Genomic DNA, 19,673 nt, shown 5'->3' on the forward strand with positions numbered 1-19,673 from the left:
CGTAGTGCAACGGCAACGACGCCCAGTCGAACGAGACGTTCCGGGCCTGCAACACGACCCGATCACCAGGCGCACGGCCAGCAACCGATGTGCTGGACTTTTGCGAATGTTCGGGTGAAGACACGCATCCCTTTCCTAGAATGGACGACATCCAAGAGCGACGATCCCGACCTCGTCGCTTATCTTGTCGATCACCGAGACGCTACGCATGGAGCCTCTGGAGAGCAACCAAGATCACTCTCGACAACACATGTGATTCGTTGTTCTGGGACTTCTTACTATCCGTATGTGTCTCTCGGTCCACGGCCCTTGACATGGCGATCGCCCTTGCGCCAACTCTTCGTTGTGGGCCCGTGAATCTTCAACGTCTTCACAACACCATGTCCGACGGCCGCAGCGATCTTCGCCAGGATCTGAGCCTGCATCAACCTCAGCTGAGTAGCCCATGCGGTCGATTCTGCGCTCACACTGAGCACTCCGTCTTCGAGTTTCGTCGGTGTCGCGTGGGATGCGATGTCCTCCCCGACCACTGCGGCCCAGCGACCGAGAACCGTTCCTTCGGAAACCTTGTCGGACCACCCACGTGATTTGGCGATGGACCCGGTCAAGGAACCCAATGTCTGCGGATCACGATCATCGGGGCCCGGTCCGGACCAACCACGCTTCCGGCGACCGCGAAGTGCTCTGACCCCACCCGTCGGCGAGGATCTGCCCTGACCGACCGATTTTCCGCTGGCTTTGGCCGCCGCTCGCGCGTCCTCGAGGGCTCGGCGCGCCAAATCGACGCCTTTCAGTTCGGGTTCGGATGTCGCACTGGGGATGTCCGCATCGGATCGATCGTCGTTCACAGCTGCAGACCTTCTTCCGTCTCGAAGGCAACGATCGTCGATATTCGTGCCGATTCATGTTGCACCGCTTCGACTTCCAGTCTGTTCGCGTTGAGTTCGGCAGGCACATCCTCGGCCACCGCCGCGGTAATCAGTACCTGTTCGGCATCGGCAGCGACCTTTGCAAGAGCACTGCGTCGCTTGCGATCGAGTTCGGCGAAAACATCGTCGAGCATCAAGACGGGATCGGATCCTTCGGCCCGTAACAACGCGAACGATGCCAACCGTAGGGACAGAGCAAAGGACCACGATTCTCCATGGCTTGCAAAGCCTTTCGCGGGTTGATCGCCGAGCGCCAACTCGAGATCGTCGCGATGCGGTCCGACCAGACACACTCCACGCTCGATTTCCCGCTGCCTCATCTGCATCAGTTGATGAAGAAACGCGGCCTCGAGGACTTCGACGTCGTCCGGTTCGGGCATGCGGCGTGCATCGGCGAACTCCGGGGGCAAGGCATCACCGAGACTGCTCCGATATCTGACTGCAGCAGGACGAGATTCGGGTGCAATCGAAGAATAGGACTCCGCCACGAACGGAAGTAATTCGTGTACCAACGCAATACGAGCAGCGAGCACCTGTGCACCATGGGCTGCCAAATGACCGTCCCAAACATCCAGCGTCGCAAGGGCACTGGTGCCGTCACTCGACCGGCTACCACGCCTGAGCGCACCACCCGCAGTCTTCAACAGCGCCGAACGCTGCCTGAGAACCTTGTCGTAATCCGCTCGCACAGCGGCCATTCGAGGCCGCCGCGTCGTTGCCAGATCATCGAGATAACGTCGACGCTCACCAGGATCGCCACGCACCAACGACAGATCCTCAGGAGCGAAAAGGACAGTCTGCAGGACACCGAGAATTTCCCTCGGTCGCCGAACCGGCGAACGGTTCATTCTGGCCTTGTTCGCTTTGCCCTCGAGCAATTCGATATCGATCGTCAGTTCACGGCCGAGATTAACGACCGACGCACTGGCGAATGCGCGCTCGGCTCCCGCTCGGATCATCGGTGCATCGGCGGACACTCGATGAGAGGACAGCGTCGACAGATAACCGAGGGATTCGATCAGATTGGTCTTACCATGTCCGTTCGGTCCGACAAACACCATCGACCCTGGCTCGAGATCGATGGTGACGTCGTCCCACGAGCGAAAGTCACGCAGGGTGAAGGAGCGAACGAACAAGACTTATTTCTTGGGGTCGGGTGCGCGGAGCGTCTCTTCGGTGGTGGCGCGCTTGACTGCGTGCCCCCCGAATTGATTCCGAAGTGCGGATACAGCCTTCATCGCGGGTGAGTCGGCCTGTCTGGACGCGAACCGCGCGAACAAGGCCGCCGAGATCACAGGGGCCGGCACCGCATGACGAATCGCCTCTTCGACGGTCCAGCGACCCTCACCCGAATCCTCGGTGTATCCGGATATTTCCCGGAACTCGGGATCCTGCGCCAAAGCCTGAACGAGAAGGTCCAACAGCCACGACCGTACGACGGTTCCCTTGCTCCACGCGCGGAGAACTCCGTGAGTGTCTTGCACCAGCTCTTCGGCCTCGAGGAGCTCGTAGCCCTCGGCATATGCCTGCATCAGGCCGTACTCGATGCCGTTGTGGACCATCTTCGAATAGTGGCCCGCACCGACCGGACCCGCATGAACGAAACCGTCGGCGCGCTCGCCCTCCGGACGCAGAGCGTCGAAGATCGGAAGCGCACGCTCGACGTCGGCCTCCGAACCTCCGACCATGAGGCCATAACCGTTCTCTAGTCCCCAGACACCGCCGGACACTCCTGCGTCGATGTAACCGATGCCCTTCTTCGCAAGCAGCTCAGCGTTCGGTCCGTCGTCGGTGAACCTCGAGTTGCCACCGTCGATCACCAGGTCACCCTCCTCGAGGGCGTCGGCAAGTCCGGTGATTGTGTCCCGAGTGATGTTTCCCGACGGAACCATGACCCACACCACGCGCGGAGCCGTCAGTGCACTGGCCAAGCCCTCGAGCGACGGCGTGTCCGTCACCTCGGGCCGGGGGTCGTATCCGATGACCTCGTGTCCGTGAGCGCGCAGGCGCTCGCGCATGTTGAAGCCCATTTTCCCGAGTCCGACCAGTCCCAGCTGCATGCGGAGCGTCCTTCTCTAGTGTGCGGGTGGTGGTGTGGACGACTTACCCTGGCTGGAGGCCCTCCACACGCTGGCGTACCCCGATCAGCCCGGAAGGCGAACCGGCATCAACAGGTACGTGTAGGCGCTCTGCGGTGCCGCGAACTTGCCCGAGGAATCGGGTACGAGTTCATCATCCGTGGTCGGACGAAGAACCGCAGGCCTACTGGGCGTCGTGAACCCGAATGTGACCTTTTCGCTGTGCAACGAGGACAGCCCGTCGATCAGGTAGCCGGGATTGAACGCAATGGTCAGCGCCTCACCCTGGAAATCGGCCATGAGTGCTTCCTCGGCGCGCCCCGCGTCGTCGCCGCCTGCAGACAGCAACACTCCGTCCGGGGAGAACTCGAGGCGGACCTGCGCACCACGTTCGGCGACGAGGGCGACGCGCTTGATCGCCTCGACGAGCGGAGCAATCTCGACTACCGCGACCGCGGTGTGCTCCGGCGGCAACAGCTGACGGAACTTGGGGAAATCCGCGTCGAGGAGTCTCGTCGTGGTCCGCCGTCCACCGCTGATGATGCCCAGCAGGCCGTCTGCGCCGACGGATGAACCCGATCCGAGCGCCAGCTCCACCGGCGAATTTGCATTGCCGGTCAACGTTTTTGCGGACTCGGACAGCGTGCGAGCCGGGATCAGAACCTCGGTTTTGGTCTCGCCACCGACCGGCATCCACTCGAGCTCACGGACGGCGAGGCGAAATCGGTCCGTGGCGGCAAGCACGACCGTGGTTCCGTGAATTTCGACGCGAATACCGGTCAGCATCGGCAGCGTGTCGTCCTTGCCTGCAGCGACGGCGACCTGCGCGATGGCTTCCGAGAACACGTCGACTGCGATGGACCCGGTTTGGGTGGGGAGTTCGGGCAGCTGCGGGTAGTCCTCGACGGGCATGGTCGGCAGCGAGAACTTCGCACTACCACACGTGATGAGTACCCGAGTGCCTTCGACGCCGACGTCGACGGGCTTGTTCGGCAGCGACTTCGTGATGTCGGCGAGCAGTTTGCCGGAAACGAGTACTCGACCTGCCGTCGCAACCTCGGCCGACACTCGAACTTGAGCCGAGACCTCGTAGTCGAAGCCCGACACGGTCAGACCCTGGTCGTCGGCGGCAAGCAGCACGCCACCGAGAACCGGGACAGGCGGCCTCGACGGCAGACTTCGAGCAACCCAGGCAACGGAATCGGAGAAATCTTCGCGAGCAACGCGAAACTTCAGACTTCCAAGCTCCATCGCTCGGTTTTTCCTCTCGTTCGGCAGCGGTCCATCTCGAAGTGTTGTCTTCGGTGAGTGCCTGTTGCGCTCGATACCGGTGCATCGAAGAGTCTGACACAGGCGATGGTCATGCACACCGTATGCCCTTCGCGACCAACTTGAAAGCCGAACTGTCGTCCCCGAGGGATGCGTGAGGCGCTGTCGAACGGCCTGTGAACGGATCGCTCCCCAACACCTGTTTTCAAAGAGATTCTCTTCAAGAGAAATTCTTCGTATTAATAGGTCCTGTGGAATCTGTGCACACGTGCCACTCGATGCTGGTCGGCAGGCGTGGTGTCGTGGGGATGAACTCTGCACCAATCAGTGGTTGCGTCGGGACGGCATGTGGACAAATCTCAGCGGTACACAGGGCTTCACAGTTCATCCCCAGATACGTACTTCTATCCACATGGTTATCCACAGGTGTGAATCAATGGACGAGAAGTGCAAGAAATTGTTCTCGGACCGCCCTCGCGGTGGATTCGGATCACCGAAACATGCAAGAAGGGCGGACCCGAATCGGGTCCGCCCTTTGTCTGCTCGGAGTACTCGTCACAGTCCCTAACGCTTGGATCGCTGCTTGATCCGTGCGGTGAGTTCTTGTACCTGGTCGTAGACCTTCCGGCGTTCGGTCATCTCTTTGCGGATCTTCTTGTCCGCGTACATCACCGTCGTATGGTCGCGACCGAACGTCTGACCGATCTTGGGCAGCGACAGATCGGTCAGTTCGCGGCACAGATACATCGCGATCTGCCTGGCCATTGCAAGTGCACGTGCTTTACCAGGACCGCAGAGATCATCGATCGACGTGTTGAAGTACTCGGCTGTGACGGCCATGATCGTCGCCGCATTGATCTCGAGACTCGTCGAATCCGGCATCAGATCTCGTAGTACGACTTCAGCCAGAGTCAGGTCGAGTGCCTGTCCGTTGAGTGAGGCGAACGCAGTGACACGGATCAGCGCACCCTCGAGCTCACGTATGTTGCGTTCGATACGACTGGCGATCAGCTCGAGCACGTCGTGCGGCACATCCAGCCGGTCCATCCGTGCTTTCTTGCTCAGAATCGCGATGCGCGTTTCCAGCTCGGGTGGCTGAACGTCCGTGATCAGACCCCACTCGAATCGCGTGCGTAGTCGTTCCTCGAGTGTCGCCAGTTGTTTCGGCGGACGGTCGGACGACACGACGATCTGCTTGTTCGCGTTGTGCAGGGTGTTGAAGGTGTGGAAGAACTCTTCCTGGATGCCCTCTTTGCCTTCGATGAACTGAATGTCGTCGACGAGCAGTACGTCGGTCTCCCGATAGCGACGCTTGAAAGCCACTTTCCTGTCGTCGCGAAGGCTGTTGATGAAGTCGTTGGTGAATTCTTCTGTCGAGACGTACTTGACTCGCATGCCCGGAAAGAGACGCTGCGCATAGTGACCGGCGGCATGCAGAAGGTGAGTCTTGCCGAGACCGGAGGCACCCCATACGAACAGCGGGTTGTACGCACGGGCCGGTGCCTCCGCGATCGCGACGGCTGCAGCGTGCGCGAATCGGTTGGACGCGCCGATGACGAAAGTGTCGAAGGTGTATTTGGAGTTCAGGCTGCCTGCACCTGGAGTCGTGTTCGACGACTCGGGAGGCTTGGTGAAGTACGTCGGCCACGAATTCTGAACACTTGCCAGAGCCTCACGCTCGTCGTCGACCTCTTCGTAGTCCGCAGTTTCGGAATCCGAAGGATCGTTGTCGGTGCTTGTGAGGAACCGCCGACGGTAGGTCGGTGAGCTCGCAGCCTCCGGATATCCGCGTTCGGGCTCGAGCTTCTCGTCATCCGGCGCCGAGATACGGACACCGAGGCCTTCGACTCCCTGTCCGAGGTGTCGGCCCAACGCATGGAGTATCGGTTCACGAAGGTCGCGCTCGATGGCTTCCTGGGCGAACGACGATGGAACTGCCAGGAGTGCGAATCCCTGGGTCAGTGTCAGGGGTTCGACGAGCGCGAGCCACGCCTTCTGCCCCTTGGTCAGCGGTTGTCCGCTGTGCCGGTCGGACGTCAACTCCGTGACAACCTCTGGCCAGACGCGCGCCAGCGCACCCGGATCCTCGTTCACGGTGCCTCCCATTCGACCGAACACATTACGAACTGCGCAGAGTGCGCTGAAAAAACTGATGTCATCGAAGCGCCGTACACCACCCCAAGTTCGACTATCGTCCCCGACGACGAACGTATCGGGGAGTCACACCGAAGTGGTGTGTGCCCGCCCCCGTACGAATATGCCACCTGGCGCGTGTTTCCACACAATTATCCACAGGTGTGGATGAACGACATCGGTGTGAGCCAGAGCGTTGGCCAGCCGGCGTTTTCGGCCGATTTGTGGCGGTTGACCTGCACCGTTGTGAAATTGCGAAATCTCGAGCTACGGCAGGTGCCTGTTAATGGACGCGGGATATTCAGGTGGAGAAGTTGTTCACAGGTCTTCGTCCCCAGCCTTGTGGATGAATGACATCGATGTAGTCTTTGCGGTGGCGAGAAGACGAGTTTGACCCTCGCGCACTCGATCAGTACTCTCGAACAGTCACCCAAGGCGAGGTGGCCGATGCTTGCTGGCTGCTTACAGTCTGTCTTCACTCGGGTTTCTCGCTCTGGGATGTAACTCGAGTTCGACCGAACTCGCTACTACCGCCAGTAGACGTCCGTGTGGGCGTCGAAACTTTCGAGGAGTGTTGACCGTGGCCAAGGGCAAGCGGACGTTCCAGCCGAACAACCGACGCCGCGCGCGCGTTCACGGCTTCCGTCTTCGTATGCGTACGCGTGCAGGTCGTGCAATTGTTTCTGCGCGTCGCGGCAAAGGCCGCAAGGAACTCACCGCCTAAATCATTGTTCGTCTGAGTTTACGGAGCTCGGGGTGTTACCTGAGCCGCACAGATTGCATCGCAGCGCGGATTTCTCGCGTGCCGTGCGTCGAGGCCGTCGAATGGGTAGACAAGACCTGGTAGTTCACGCTTACACGCGTGACGACGCAGGTGTTGTCTGCAGCGTGGGCGAACCTAGATTCGGACTGATCGTGAGCAAGGCTGTCGGGCCGGCGGTAACTCGTCATCGAGTTGCGCGCCGGCTTCGGCATATCTGTGCCCAGTTACTTCCGGATGTGCCGTCGACCGCAGACGTTGTCATCCGTGCTTTGCCCGGCTCGGCGGGGTTGTCCTCCGCCGACCTGCATCGTCAGGTTCGGTCGGGACTGAAGAAGCTGGGATACCTGGAAACCTCGAGCACAACGGCGTCGAGAGATGCGCATTCATGACCGTTCTACGTTTCATCCGTTCGCTCCCGGTGCGAACATTGGTTTTCTGCATCGAGCTGTACCGAACGTACGTGTCTCCGCTCCGGCTGCCGACCTGCAGGTTTTATCCCACTTGCAGTGAGTACGCAGTCGATGCGTTGAAGACCCACGGCGCAATCAAAGGATCTCTTTTGGCTGTCGCGCGGTTGCTCAAGTGTGCTCCCTGGCACTCTGGTGGGTGGGACCCGGTGCCAGAGCGTGGTTCGTGGCGTCACCGAACCCGCAGCGATGCCGATCAGACTTCGACCGAAGACATCCACTCGCACGTGAAAGTGGACGAACAGAGGAGTACATAGAGCCGTGCTCGATTTCATTTACATTCCGGTCTCCTGGATTCTCTGGGTGTGGCACAAAGTGTTCGGCGCTTTGCTAGGTGCCGACAACGGTTTCGCGTGGGCATTGTCCGTCGTGTTCCTCGTCTTCACTCTGCGACTCATTCTGTACAAGCCCTTCGTCAAGCAGGTTCGAACGACGCGTCAGATGCAGGAGTTGCAGCCGCAGATCAAGGCGCTGCAGAAGAAGTACGGCAAAGACAAGCAGCGCATGGCCGTCGAGATGCAGAAGCTGCAGAAGGAACACGGCTTCAACCCCATCATGGGTTGCCTTCCAGTGCTCGCACAGGCGCCGGTGTTCATCGGTCTGTTCCACGTGCTCCGCTCGTTCAACCGAACCGGCACGGGCATCGGACAGTTGGGTCTTGATCCCGAGGTCAACAGAACACTCCCGAACTATGCGTTCGACGTTGCCGACGTGAACTCGTTCCTCGATGCTCGTCTGTTCGGTGCGCCGATCTCGGCATGGATCACGATGCCGAAATCGCAGCTCGATGCGTTCGCCAACCCTGAGTTGGGGCTAGGGATTCCATCGGTATGGACGATCGTCGCAGTGTCGGTGCCGCTGATGATCATCGCTGCCATCGCGACGCATATGAACTCGCGAGCGTCGGTGGCTCGCCAGAGTGAGGCAGCTGCTGCCAATCCGCAGTCCGCGATCATGAACAAGCTGGCGCTGTATGTCTTCCCGTTGGGTGTCCTTGCCTTCGGCGCTTTCCTCCCTATCGCGATCCTTCTCTACTGGGTCAGCAACAACGCCTGGACCTACGGTCAGCAGCACCTCGTCTTCGGAAAGATCGACAAGGAAGAAGCGGCCAAGAAGCAGGTTGCGCTCGACAAGCGGACCGAGAATGCGCCGAAGCCAGGCGCAAAGCCCATGTCCAAGCCGAAGCCGGGCGCGCGTCCGAAGCTGTCGAAGATGACGCCAATCGAATCGGCCGCCAACGATGCGAACAGCGCGGGTGGTTCTTCGGATTCGGGGACGACTGCGGGTGGGACGAACGGTTCGAGTTCGACGGCTCCGAAGCCGCGACCGCAGGCAAACCGAAGCAAGTCGAAGCGCAAGCGTCGCTGACGCTCAGATACCGAGGACCGAACATGTCTGCAGAAACAGAAGAAGTAGCCAACACGGACAACGCAGTGAACGCTGGGGATGGAGCGAGTGAAGACGTGGCAGTCGAATCGGAGAAGTCTGGCGAAACGGAGAAGTCTGACGAAGATCTGAAAGACGTCGTGCCCGAGGTTGCTGACGCGGATGAACTCGAGGACGACGATGAGGACTCAGAGGACTACCTCGTCGAAGAGGGCGAAATTGCAGGCGACTATCTCGAGCAGCTACTCGACGTCCTGGACTTCGACGGTGACATCGACCTCGATGTCGAGGGTGATCGCGCCGTAGTCAGTATCGACGGCGGATCCGACTTGACGAAGCTTGTGGGCCGCAAGGGCGAGGTACTCGACGCACTTCAGGAGCTGACCAGACTGGCAGTCCAGCAGTCGACCGGCGAGCGAAGCAAGCTGATGCTGGACGTAGCGGGCTGGCGTGCGAATCGCCGAAGCGAACTGAGCACCCTCGGTATCGATGCTGCACAGCGCGTTCTCGAAAGCGGAGAGCGTGAAGAGTTGACGCCGATGACTCCGTTCGAGCGCAAGATCGTGCACGACGCAGTCGCACAGATCGACGGTGTCGACAGCGAGAGCACGGGCGTCGAACCCTCACGTCGTGTGGTCGTCGTCAAGTCCTGAGCAGAGTGTAGGAAAGAGTCCCCGGCTTCGGTCGGGGACTTTTTTTGTCTGCAGTCCCTAGTTCGGGATATGTGTTGCTGACGCGACACCTGAATGACAGGCATGTAGTTCGGATTTCGGCCGTTTCACGTGAAACATAGGAGTAGGGGACGAAACGTCACTGTGACGGCTGAAGCGGATGGGCTATTGCGTGATGTTTCACGTGAAACGACCGATCCGCCGTGATGTAGAACCGAACCAGAGGCTGGACGTCCGGGTACGACTTGGATTTCTGTGTAGTGGTGCTCCCCCACATTCGGCGTAGTTCGTGCGCAGGAGGCCGTGACTCGTTGACGTTTCAGCGGTTGGTGCTTCACATGCATCCCTTCTTTGAGTACCACTGGCATCTGTGCCGGGTGTGGATGTCAGCTGCGGTAGTTAGGTTGGATGGGCTAGTCGGCTAGCCCTCAGTTGGTGTTTCACGTGAAACATCGGTTGGCGCGCGGCGGCCGATCTAGCGACGTGTGTTGTCGCAGGCTCGTCAAGGACATCAGGTGTAGCGATCGACTGATGGATCGATTTGGGTGTCTCTCGATTCCGTGGTCCGGAACCCCGACCGCGGCGACGGTAAGAAGTGTGGATGATCTGTGAGTCGCGAACAGGCGCATGTGTTGGATTTGGGCGCAGTCGAATTCCACATCGCGACGGTGGCCATAGCTAATTCCGGAGATGACGGTGCGCGACACAATGTCGATCCGCGAACTGGTGTCGCCGATGCGAGCAACTGTGTAGCGAGAGGCCCACGCGGAATCGTGACGGGTCGCAAGTCTTCAACGCACCGAGTGCGCATGGTTCTTTCGCGCGCTGAACACATGCCAGATGTGGGGTCGACTCGTGGTGATGAGTGTCCCCTGCGTCTGTGGCCACCATGACCCGCCCACGGTTGTGACAAGGAGTGCCCGTTGTCGGACTAGATCCGTGTTTCACGTGAAACGACTCACGCCGCGAATGTAGGTGATCGGTGTGCGGTCGGCGGTGCGTGGAGCCCGGCGCCACCTGCGTCACGCCACCGTGTATCAGTGGTGAGATCGGTACGCTGCAAGTCGTGTCGTTGGCGGAGGGTGCTGTGGTCACCGCGGCCGCCGTCGATCTCCGAGGGGTGTTCGGTTGAGAGTTCGGCCAGCTTGGTATTTCACGACAACCGCTCTGTTTCACGTGAAACGGTCCGCCGACTGACCGACGGGTCGGGTTCCTACTGCGGGTGCTCTGCCTGCGTTCGCGTGGGTGCTTGATGCATCGACATCCCCTACCGTGGCTTGGTGGTGCCGGTTGTTGTCAGGGCACCCAGACACATTTGCCCTCGTGCGCGGACGGGCAGCCTCTCCGGCTCGGTAGCTTCGGGACCGGCGGAGCCGCGACGACGCTCGCCGCCCGGGAGCGTCTTTGCTGTTACTTACGTGGGGACGGCCGCGGGTACAAGCGTTCTGAAGGATCGTTGTTTCACGTGAAACTGATCCGACGATGTTGGCGTAGCGATAGTGACCCTCGCGGCGCCCAGGGCGACGCGGCAACACGGGCCGGCCCCTCGTCGAACTTGCATACATCGCGGAGCTGTTCGTCGTCGATCCCCGCCAACGCCTACGAGCATCCTCGCGATCAATCCCCAGGGGCGGAGAAGACAAGACGACGCAGAGCCGACACCGGGTATTCGGGAGGGACGAGCCATCGCATTGGCCAACCGGTTTCACGTGAAACATGCGTTTCAAGCGAAGATTCGAGTGACTTCGACGTCAACGGGGCCGACAGTTTGGCGAAGTGAGCCGCCACGCGGGAGGATAGGAGCTGTGGAACCTGATGCCTTGGATGACGATCGTTTGATGGAAATCGCAGAGCGTGTGTTCGGTCCGCGCCTGGATCTGGCCAAGCAATATCATGACTCCCTCGCAACGGATGGCGTCGAGCGTGGCCTGATCGGCCCCCGCGAAGTGCCGCGGCTTTGGGAACGTCATCTACTCAACTGTGCAGTGATCGGCGAGCTGATCGACGAAGGTGAACGGGTTGTCGACATTGGCAGCGGTGCGGGACTACCGGGTATCCCACTCGCGATTGCTCGGCCTGATCTCCGCGTGACACTTGTCGAACCTCTTCTGCGTCGAACCGTGTATCTAGCCGAATTCATCGAAGCTCACGGTCTCGATGTCCTCGTCGTTCGGGGCCGTGCCGAACAGCCCGGCGTGAAGAAGGAAGCGGGTGGAGCGGATGTCGTCACATCACGCGCCGTAGCGCCGCTCGAGAAGCTGGCGAAATGGTCGCTCCCGCTCATCCACGAACGCGGCCGGATGCTCGCAATGAAGGGAAGTAGCGCCGAGGAAGAAATCGAGCGGGATCGGACTTCCCTTAATCGCATGGGTGCTGGCAAGCTAGAGGTTGTGAGGTGTGGCGTCGACGTACTGCCGACGCCGACAATCGTTGTTCGCGCTGAGAGGGTGCCACGCCGCTTTCCGCGTTCGTAACTCGTCCCGTACCTCAGATCAAGTTCTTCTACTTCAATCCAGTTCCGCATTAAGGAGCACGTATGTCGGGTGGATCCGATCCAACTGTTTCACGTGAAACAGAGTCCGCAGCCAGCGGTGCGCCGAAGGCACCCAAGGCATCCCCTACGGACGCGACGGGCGGATCTGGCTTCGGCGCGTACAACAGCATCTCCCCGAACGACACCCCGATCGGTGCCGCCGCTCACCGTGCCAGTCAGATCTTGCACCCGGGCAGCGTGGCGCTTCCCAAGCCGGCGCATCGTCGAACGCTCACCATCGCGAACCAGAAGGGCGGCGTGGGCAAGACTACGACCGCTGTGAATATGGCCGCTGCTCTAGCCCTTCAGGGTCTGACGGTTCTCGTGGTGGATCTGGACCCTCAGGGCAACGCCAGCACAGCGCTCGGCGTCGAGCATCACTCTGGGGTGCCCTCGAGCTACGAGGTCCTCATCGGTGAAGTCAGCGCCAGAGAGGCCATTCAGCAGAGCCCGCACAGCGAACGACTCTTCTGCATCCCCGCGACAATCGATCTGGCGGGTGCGGAAATCGAACTGGTGTCCATGGTGGCTCGCGAGGGTCGGTTGAAGACCGCGCTCACCGACTTGGACGACGTCGATGCGGACTTCGTTCTCATCGATTGCCCCCCGTCGCTGGGCCTGTTGACTGTCAATGCGTTGGTGGCAGCTACCGAGGTTCTGATTCCGATCCAATGTGAGTATTACGCCCTCGAGGGTGTGGGACAGCTCCTGCGAAACATCGAGTTGGTCCAAGCGCATCTGAATCCTGCCCTCCACGTTTCCACCGTCATTTTGACGATGTACGACGGCCGGACGAAGCTCGCAGATCAGGTCGCCGAGGAAGTCCGCAAGCACTTCGGCGATGCGGTGTTGAGGGCCGTCATCCCCCGAAGCGTCAAGGTATCGGAGGCTCCCGGTTATGGGATGACCGTTCTCGACTACGACCCCGGTTCGCGGGGGGCGATGAGCTATCTGGATGCAGGTAGAGAACTAGCAGCGCGGTCCGCGGTCGCGACATCAGACGGAACGCAGGAGCAGTAGGAAGATGAGTCAGACACGTAAGGGTGGCTTGGGACGTGGGTTGGCAGCGCTGATCCCGACCGGTCCCGAAGCAGGACCCCGACTGGGCAGTGCAGCTGCGGACGTCGTGATCGGCAAGGACAATTCGGCTACTCGAGACAAGCCGCGGGTAACCGCTACGGCCGAGAAAGTCGCCACTGCGCCGACCCCTGCCCCGCCGATTCGAAGCTCGGAGGAGGACCTCTCCCCCGCAGGCGCCGTGTATCGCGAGATCGCACCGTCCCTCATCCAGCCGAATCCGAAACAGCCTAGAAGCGTTTTCGACGAGGAATCCCTCGCGGAATTGGTGCATTCGATCCGCGAATTCGGACTGATGCAACCGATCGTCGTTCGCGCTGTGGACGACGGCAAGTACGAACTCGTGATGGGTGAGCGTCGGTGGCGCGCGAGTCAGGAAGCCGGCCTCGAGTCGATTCCGGCCATTGTTCGCGAGACTGCAGATGACGCGATGCTTCGAGACGCTCTCCTGGAAAACATCCATCGAGTGCAGTTGAATCCGCTCGAGGAAGCTGCCGCCTATCAACAACTTCTCGAAGAATTCGATGTTACTCACGAGGAGCTCGCTGCGAAGATCGGCCGCTCCCGACCCGTCGTGACCAACATGATCAGACTGCTCAAGCTTCCCATCCCGGTTCAGCGACGAGTCGCGGCCGGTGTTCTGTCCGCCGGACACGCTCGTGCATTGTTGTCGCTGGACGCTGGGACGGATGCTCAAGAGTCGTTGGCCGCTCGAATCGTCGCCGAAGGGATGTCTGTTCGAGCAACCGAAGAGGCAGTCACTCTCGCAAACCGGAACGACGATAGTGCACCGAATCCCGCTCCGCGCCGCAAGCCGATCCAGATGCCAGGGCTTCAGGATGTCGCGGATCGGCTGTCGGACTCCTTCGATACGCGCGTAACTGTAAGCCTTGGTAAGAAAAAAGGTAAGATCGTCGTCGAGTTCGGCTCGGTCGACGACCTTCAGCGGATCGTCGACATGATGGAAAGTCAGAAGAAAAAATAGTCACGATCTTCAAGGTATAGATACAAGCGGGACATACGTCACTGTGACGATAGGTTCCGATTTCGTGCCAAGAACGAACCAATTCTGGTTGAAAGATACTGCATCACAACTGTTTTCGAGGATGGCGCCTACGACGACACCTGATGAGGTTCCATCGCTTATTCTTGTCGAGAGTGTCGGCGCTCGAGACACCCGACAAATGACATGCAAGGGTTTGGAGGCTGAGGTAAGCAGTGTCGACGCTCGTCACCGGAGTCACATTGAACTCCTTCGATCGATTGCCGAACCATACCCGTCGGTGTGGGTTCTGGGTTCTCGATCCAGCGACCGACGGCGCCGACCGCCAGACCCTCGATCTCGAGTTGGAGAACGAAGCATGGTTGTCGATGATCATGCTCGAATGGGGATCGTGCGGACAATTGCTCACTTCGCATGGCGCCACGGCTGGATGCGCTATCTACGCTCCCCCCGGCGTCGTCCCGCGAGCGTCGACCTTCCCGACCTCACCGGTGAGTCCCGACGCCGTGCTGCTGACAACACTGCGAATCGAATCCGAAGTGGACAGAGAAGGCAACTCTGCAGCCTTGATCCAGGCAGTCGTGTCCGATCTGGTGAACCGAGGTGTCCGCGCATTGGAGGCGTTCGGGATCCGTCGCACCGCAGCGGACGAAACCGACGTTCCGCGCGCCACGGCGTCGATGTCATGCTCGGACACGACCTGCATGATCGATGCGGACTTCCTGGAAAAGGCGGGTTTCGACGTGATCGCGCCGCACCATCGATATCCGCGGCTTCGGCTCGAGCTGGATCGAGATCACGGGTGGAAGGAAGACGTCGAGTCCGCGTTGGAACGACTGCTGATCGCGGCAAGCCTGACGATGGTGGACATCGAGCACAAGGACACCGTCGGCGTCCGTTGAATCATCGTCACGCGCAACCGGCCGCACGTCAGCGGCGGTCGGCGGCGGCCAACTCCTCAGCGAGCAGTTCTGCGAATGTGAATGTGCCCGTAGGTTGATCGTCCTGACCCAGAAGGTAGAGACGCTTGACGGCGACGAGAATCGCCTCGGCGATGACGTCGCGTGAGCGTGGATCGCTCAACACCGCGACATCGGAAGCGCTCGTGAGATAGCCCAAGTCGACCTGTACGGTCGGCATGTTGGTCAGCCGCAACAAATCCCAGGTACGTCCGTGACTGCGGCAATCCAACAATGGTGTGCGAGCAACGATCTCACGTTGAATGTACCCGGTGAGGACCTGACCGATCAGCGAGGCCGAACCGTGCGAATTTCCGAAGTGGAAGCTCGCGACACCGTTGGCCGCAGAGCTGGTACTGGACGCGCACCTGAGCGAGATCATCAGGTCGGCGTTGAATGCGTTCGAGGTCTCGGCTCGGTCTGCAACACTCGGGTTGGTTCCCCGCGCTCGGGAGAGGAAAGTCTCCATTCCCGTTGCGGCCATCCGTCCCTCGAGGCGACTGGCGACATCCCACAGTATCTCGGCTTCCGAGATCCGACCGAACACCCCGTCGACGATCATTCCTGTTTCCGAGCCACCGAGGTCGGGGTCGATGACGATGCGCTTGCCGGTCAGTTGTGGGCCGGACTGGCGGACCAGCTCTTCTTCACTGATGGCGTGCGGTGATCCGCCGGTGACTCGCGCGCCGAGCAGTTCCAAGGAGCGCAGCGTGGCCGGACCACAGATGCCGTCGGGCGACAGGCCGATTTCGCGCTGGAACGAGGACAAACCTTCGTGGGTCTTGGGACCGAAGTAGCCGTCGACGCGTTCGCTGTAGAAACCGAGGTCCTGGAGCCGCGTCTGCAATGTGGCAACGTCGTCGCCGTATAGCGGCGCCGACAGTTGGTAGATCAGCGTGCGCGCGCCGAGCCGGTACGACGCTTCCTTCAGTGACCGATATGTTGCCGGGCCGACGACGCCGTCGACGAGCAGACCGCGGTGTTGTTGGAATGCCCGGACGGCCCCGTCGAGTGCGGAGTCGTAGTCAGATGCGGGCGCGCTCCAGTGGAGTGGATCGCCGGCTCGAGCTGCGTCGTCCTGCTCGTCCTGTAGAAAGCCGAGGGAGATCAGCGTGCTCCGCACCTCCGCGACGGCGGGACCGGAGTCGCCGTGCCTGAGTCGGTGCATACCTATTGACCTCTCGCAGAAAGAACGACTACGTGTCGAATCATCGCAACCAGGGAACTCACGTAACTCCCCGGCGAATCAGTCGTCGAACACAAAAGTCGATGTACCGACCCTGTGCCGGCACATCAGACGATTGTCGCAGAAAATGGCCGTAGGACCGTAATCCACACCGTCTTTGGCGTGGACTCGGTCCTACTGCGGTTGCGTCACAAAACGGATTCGAGGTCCTTGAGCAGGGCCGCCTTACCCTTTGCACCGACGATCTGCTTCACGGGCTTGCCACCCTGGAACAGAATGAGCGTAGGGATGGACATGACCTTGAAGTCGCGCGCGGCCTGCGGGTTGGCATCGATGTCGAGCTTCGCGACGGTCAACTTGTCGGCATGCTCGGCAGCGATCTCCTCGAGGACCGGTGCAACCATCTTGCACGGGCCGCACCAGGTGGCCCAGAAGTCGACGAGAACCGGCTTCTCGCTGGTCAATACATCGTCGACGAACGATGCGTCTGTGATCGTGACGGTCTTCTTGTCATCGGACATTTGGCTGTGCTCCCTGGGTCGGTGAAATAGTTCGAGTGATGAGATCGGTCGAGCGTCAGGCAGACCCGACATCGACGGGCTGATCGGCGTGTTCGAGGGTGTTGCTGGTGATGTCGCCCTGCTCGGCAAGCCAGCGCTCGGCATCGATCGAGGCTGTGCAGCCGGTACCTGCGGCCGTGATCGCTTGCTGGTAGACGTGATCGACCAGGTCGCCCGCTGCGAAGACGCCTGCGACGGATGTGGCCGACGACGGAGATGCGACCTTGACGTAGCCGGCTTCGTCGAGGTCGACCTGACCCTTGACCAGCTCGTTGCGAGGATCGTGTCCGATCGCGACGAACATTCCGGTCACGTCCAGAGTCGTCTTCTCGCCGGTGAGCGCATTCTCCAGAGCCAGTCCGGTGACCGATGTGTCACCGAGAACCTCGAGGACCTTGGTATCGGTCAGGAAGGTGATCTTGTCGTTGAGCTTGGCGCGCTCGAGCATGATCCGCGACGCGCGAAACTCGCTGCGACGGTGAACAACGGTCACGCTGCGGGCGAATCGCGTGAGGAACGTGGCTTCCTCCATGGCGGAGTCGCCACCGCCGATCACGGCGATGTCCTGATCGCGGAAGAAGAACCCGTCACAGGTGGCACAAGCACTGACTCCGCGGCCGAGAAGCTTCTCCTCGCCGGGAATGCTCAGGTAGCGCGCCGCCGCACCCATGGCCAGGATGATCGCGCGAGCTTGGTAGGTCTCACCGTTGGCCGAGACGGTCTTGATCTCGCCGGTCAGGTCGAGCTCCTCGACATCTTCGGTGCGGATGTCGGCACCGAAACGCTTGGCTTGCTCGCGCATCTGCTCCATGAGGTCCGGGCCCATGATTCCCTCGCGGAAGCCAGGAAAATTCTCGACCTCGGTGGTCGTCATCAAGGCGCCGCCGAACTGAGTTCCTTCGAACAGGATGGGTTCGAGCTCGGCGCGGGCTGCGTACACGCCAGCGGTATAACCGGCGGGTCCCGAACCGACGATGATGAGATCGTGAACCTTGGGCGTAGTCATGCGGACCTTCCGATTGAAGTTCGAGGACGAACTGCCTGTAGTCGCCGACTCCAGACGTGTGTGTTCAACACCAGGGTAAGGGGTGTTGTTCCCGCTCGTATGGGTCGACGTCGGAGAATCGGACTGGCGGGACGAGCATCGTCAATCGACATCCTGGCGGACCAGGACACCGGGGTTTCCGAGACCGCAGTCGGTGTCGACGGCCAGGAGTGTCAGGCCGGTCTCCTGACCGGGTTTCGGTAGGACGAGCATGACGCCGCGTTGACCGTCGAGCTCGACTCGAGCGGACCCGAGCACGGTGGTCGAGGGTTCGAAGCCGTTGGCTGCAAGACACCCGGACAACGCACCGGACTCGAGAAGATCGTTGGTTTCGCGATTCGTCATGACTTCGTAGGCGACGGATGCATCCAGGTTGTCGGAGTCGACAACCAGGGCCGGTGAATCCGCCGACGGAGCCTCGGCGACGAGATCCTGCGTACCTTCGCCATCTGACGTCACATTGTTCACCACGACGGCCGTCATCACGACGCCGAGTGCAACCGTGGCTGCGACCCCGACGACGATCGCGACTCGACCACGTCGTCGACGTGAGGCCAGCGTGATGACGTCGGTGGATTCGGCGCTGGTGTGAAGTGCGGTCGGCGGTTCCGCCTCGGCGAGAGCTCGGTCGATTCGCTCGGCGACCTCAGGGGGAAGCGGTTCTCCGCGGGCAGGTTCGCGGCTGGCTCCTCCCAGGCGGGCGGTGACCGCATCGAGCGCAGCGAGGACATCCATGGCGTCCGGGTCCTGCCGTACGAGGGGCCACAGCTGCGAGCTGACCGCCTCGGGAAGTGCACCCGCATGTAGATCAGCGAGAAGTTCCAGTGAGTACGGCTGGGTAGGAAGGGGGTCGGTGCCGTGCGACGCCATCACGATCTCCTTCCATGCACAGTCTCCCTACACATGCTATGACGCAGCGAACGGTTCAACGGTTCCCGTCGTATCGAAGAAATTCGAGATGAACGGCCAATTTGAGTCTGCCGCGAGCGCAGCGGCTCTTCACCGTTCCTGCGGGTACCCCGAGGAGTCGTGCCGCATCAGCTACGGAATACCCCTCCATATCGACCGCGACGACTGCCGCGCGTTGCTCGGGTGCCAGCGTCATGAGGGCTTTGTGCACTTCGATAGAGGTCTCCACGGTCGCCATCGGGTCGCGCGAATCGGCGGGATCGAACGAGTCGCCGTCGGGTAACGACACCGTCGGCCTCGATCGATTCCGTCGGATGCGGTCCAGGCACGCGTTCACGACGATCTTGTGCAACCAGCTGCGCACAGCAGCGTCTGCGCGGAACGACGCCGCCGTACGATGCGCCGACAGCAAGGCTTCCTGCAGCGCGTCCGCAGCATCTTCGGTCGTGTAGCTGGTCCGGCGTGCGGTCATCCACAGGTGCTCCTGATGTCGATGAACAAGCGTCGTGAACGCCGATGTGTCACCCGCAACGTGCGCCTCCAGCAATTCGACATCGGAGCGCCCACCGAGCAGATCCCCGACCCCTTCGTTTACACCTGCAATCCCCATACGAAAACGGCTCCCCCCGTGTTACCGCATTGCTGGAGAGCCTAAAGCATAGAGACCGCGCAGTACGAAAAGATGTTCTTTTCAAGCACTGTGCA

At 60.7% G+C, this 19,673-nt stretch carries 19 protein-coding genes; 9 read left to right on the forward strand and 10 right to left on the reverse strand.

From position 1 onward, the window contains the following. Window positions 1-278 precede the first annotated feature (278 nt). The 5 genes from ACODSO_RS00005 to dnaA all read right to left on the reverse strand — a co-directional run bounded on the left by ACODSO_RS00005 (window position 279) and on the right by dnaA (window position 6,370). Window positions 279-848, reverse strand: coding sequence for a DUF721 family protein (locus ACODSO_RS00005; protein WP_489034074.1), 570 nt, complete (start codon window positions 846-848; stop codon window positions 279-281). Continuing rightward, entirely contained in the window at window positions 845-2,065 is a 1,221-nt protein-coding gene (gene recF, locus ACODSO_RS00010; protein ID WP_489034076.1) for a DNA replication/repair protein RecF, read from the reverse strand. Before recF ends, ACODSO_RS00005 begins: the two co-directional genes overlap by 4 nt. Window positions 2,066-2,068: 3 nt before the next feature. Beyond that, window positions 2,069-2,989: a phosphogluconate dehydrogenase (NAD(+)-dependent, decarboxylating) gene (gene gnd / locus ACODSO_RS00015; protein ID WP_489034078.1), complete on the reverse strand. Its 921-nt coding sequence runs from the start codon at window positions 2,987-2,989 to the stop codon at window positions 2,069-2,071. An 84-nt stretch (window positions 2,990-3,073) separates the two neighbouring features. Continuing rightward, the gene (dnaN, locus tag ACODSO_RS00020) at window positions 3,074-4,258 is read right to left on the reverse strand and encodes a DNA polymerase III subunit beta (protein ID WP_068370940.1); all 1,185 of its coding nucleotides are present in this window, start codon (window positions 4,256-4,258) and stop codon (window positions 3,074-3,076) included. A gap of 582 nt (window positions 4,259-4,840) precedes the next feature. Then, window positions 4,841-6,370 (reverse strand): chromosomal replication initiator protein DnaA, encoded by a 1,530-nt coding sequence (gene dnaA / locus ACODSO_RS00025; RefSeq protein ID WP_489034079.1) that lies wholly within the window; start codon window positions 6,368-6,370, stop codon window positions 4,841-4,843. A gap of 619 nt (window positions 6,371-6,989) precedes the next feature. Between dnaA and rpmH the strand changes: the two genes are divergently transcribed. From rpmH to ACODSO_RS00070, 9 genes are all read left to right on the forward strand, one after another. Further along, window positions 6,990-7,133, forward strand: coding sequence for a 50S ribosomal protein L34 (gene rpmH / locus ACODSO_RS00030; RefSeq protein ID WP_026347786.1), 144 nt, complete (start codon window positions 6,990-6,992; stop codon window positions 7,131-7,133). A 32-nt stretch (window positions 7,134-7,165) separates the two neighbouring features. Then, window positions 7,166-7,561 carry a ribonuclease P protein component gene (gene rnpA, locus ACODSO_RS00035; protein ID WP_489034082.1) on the forward strand — a complete coding sequence of 132 codons (396 nt, stop codon included), beginning with the start codon at window positions 7,166-7,168 and terminating at the stop codon, window positions 7,559-7,561. Continuing rightward, window positions 7,558-7,896 (forward strand): membrane protein insertion efficiency factor YidD, encoded by a 339-nt coding sequence (yidD, locus tag ACODSO_RS00040; protein WP_068370914.1) that lies wholly within the window; start codon window positions 7,558-7,560, stop codon window positions 7,894-7,896. Before rnpA ends, yidD begins: the two co-directional genes overlap by 4 nt. A 4-nt stretch (window positions 7,897-7,900) precedes the next feature. After that, complete coding sequence (yidC, locus tag ACODSO_RS00045) at window positions 7,901-9,007, forward strand: membrane protein insertase YidC (protein WP_489034084.1); 1,107 nt, start codon at window positions 7,901-7,903, stop codon at window positions 9,005-9,007. A 23-nt stretch (window positions 9,008-9,030) separates the two neighbouring features. Then, window positions 9,031-9,678 (forward strand): Jag family protein, encoded by a 648-nt coding sequence (locus ACODSO_RS00050; protein WP_489034086.1) that lies wholly within the window; start codon window positions 9,031-9,033, stop codon window positions 9,676-9,678. A 1,856-nt stretch (window positions 9,679-11,534) separates the two neighbouring features. Next, complete coding sequence (rsmG, locus tag ACODSO_RS00055; protein ID WP_489034087.1) at window positions 11,535-12,170, forward strand: 16S rRNA (guanine(527)-N(7))-methyltransferase RsmG; 636 nt, start codon at window positions 11,535-11,537, stop codon at window positions 12,168-12,170. 62 nt (window positions 12,171-12,232) lie between these two features. After that, a complete protein-coding gene (locus ACODSO_RS00060) occupies window positions 12,233-13,249 on the forward strand; it encodes a ParA family protein (protein ID WP_489034089.1) in 1,017 nt (338 codons plus the stop codon). Between the two features lie 4 nt (window positions 13,250-13,253). Further along, on the forward strand, window positions 13,254-14,291 hold the full coding sequence (locus ACODSO_RS00065) for a ParB/RepB/Spo0J family partition protein (protein ID WP_489034090.1): 1,038 nt from the start codon (window positions 13,254-13,256) through the stop codon (window positions 14,289-14,291). Between the two features lie 233 nt (window positions 14,292-14,524). Beyond that, window positions 14,525-15,211, forward strand: a complete 687-nt coding sequence (locus ACODSO_RS00070) for a hypothetical protein (RefSeq protein WP_068370931.1) — start codon at window positions 14,525-14,527, stop codon at window positions 15,209-15,211. A gap of 28 nt (window positions 15,212-15,239) precedes the next feature. Here the strand turns inward: ACODSO_RS00070 and ACODSO_RS00075 are convergent, their stop codons facing one another. The 5 genes from ACODSO_RS00075 to sigM all read right to left on the reverse strand — a co-directional run bounded on the left by ACODSO_RS00075 (window position 15,240) and on the right by sigM (window position 19,578). Further along, on the reverse strand, window positions 15,240-16,436 hold the full coding sequence (locus ACODSO_RS00075) for an N-acetylmuramoyl-L-alanine amidase (protein ID WP_489034092.1): 1,197 nt from the start codon (window positions 16,434-16,436) through the stop codon (window positions 15,240-15,242). Between the two features lie 206 nt (window positions 16,437-16,642). Continuing rightward, entirely contained in the window at window positions 16,643-16,975 is a 333-nt protein-coding gene (gene trxA, locus ACODSO_RS00080) for a thioredoxin (RefSeq protein WP_338887781.1), read from the reverse strand. A 55-nt stretch (window positions 16,976-17,030) separates the two neighbouring features. Beyond that, entirely contained in the window at window positions 17,031-18,020 is a 990-nt protein-coding gene (trxB, locus tag ACODSO_RS00085; RefSeq protein WP_489034093.1) for a thioredoxin-disulfide reductase, read from the reverse strand. A gap of 141 nt (window positions 18,021-18,161) precedes the next feature. Beyond that, complete coding sequence (locus ACODSO_RS00090; RefSeq protein ID WP_489034094.1) at window positions 18,162-18,929, reverse strand: hypothetical protein; 768 nt, start codon at window positions 18,927-18,929, stop codon at window positions 18,162-18,164. Between the two features lie 55 nt (window positions 18,930-18,984). Beyond that, a complete protein-coding gene (sigM, locus tag ACODSO_RS00095) occupies window positions 18,985-19,578 on the reverse strand; it encodes an RNA polymerase sigma factor SigM (RefSeq protein ID WP_489034096.1) in 594 nt (197 codons plus the stop codon). Window positions 19,579-19,673 lie beyond the last annotated feature (95 nt).

Source organism: Rhodococcus sp. FG69, from assembly GCF_057808915.1.

What these genes read in the sequence shown, in the direction of transcription:
- gnd (WP_489034078.1), bottom strand. Translation starts at nt 2,989, where the DNA reads ATGCAGCTGGGACTGGTCGGACTCGGGAAAATGGGCTTCAACATGCGC.
- dnaN (WP_068370940.1), bottom strand. Translation starts at nt 4,258, where the DNA reads ATGGAGCTTGGAAGTCTGAAGTTTCGCGTTGCTCGCGAAGATTTCTCC.
- yidD (WP_068370914.1), top strand. Translation starts at nt 7,558, where the DNA reads ATGACCGTTCTACGTTTCATCCGTTCGCTCCCGGTGCGAACATTGGTT.
- ACODSO_RS00050 (WP_489034086.1), top strand. Translation starts at nt 9,031, where the DNA reads ATGTCTGCAGAAACAGAAGAAGTAGCCAACACGGACAACGCAGTGAAC.
- rsmG (WP_489034087.1), top strand. Translation starts at nt 11,535, where the DNA reads ATGGAAATCGCAGAGCGTGTGTTCGGTCCGCGCCTGGATCTGGCCAAG.
- ACODSO_RS00060 (WP_489034089.1), top strand. Translation starts at nt 12,233, where the DNA reads ATGTCGGGTGGATCCGATCCAACTGTTTCACGTGAAACAGAGTCCGCA.
- ACODSO_RS00065 (WP_489034090.1), top strand. Translation starts at nt 13,254, where the DNA reads ATGAGTCAGACACGTAAGGGTGGCTTGGGACGTGGGTTGGCAGCGCTG.
- ACODSO_RS00075 (WP_489034092.1), bottom strand. Translation starts at nt 16,436, where the DNA reads ATGCACCGACTCAGGCACGGCGACTCCGGTCCCGCCGTCGCGGAGGTG.
- trxA (WP_338887781.1), bottom strand. Translation starts at nt 16,975, where the DNA reads ATGTCCGATGACAAGAAGACCGTCACGATCACAGACGCATCGTTCGTC.
- trxB (WP_489034093.1), bottom strand. Translation starts at nt 18,020, where the DNA reads ATGACTACGCCCAAGGTTCACGATCTCATCATCGTCGGTTCGGGACCC.
- ACODSO_RS00090 (WP_489034094.1), bottom strand. Translation starts at nt 18,929, where the DNA reads ATGGCGTCGCACGGCACCGACCCCCTTCCTACCCAGCCGTACTCACTG.
- sigM (WP_489034096.1), bottom strand. Translation starts at nt 19,578, where the DNA reads ATGGGGATTGCAGGTGTAAACGAAGGGGTCGGGGATCTGCTCGGTGGG.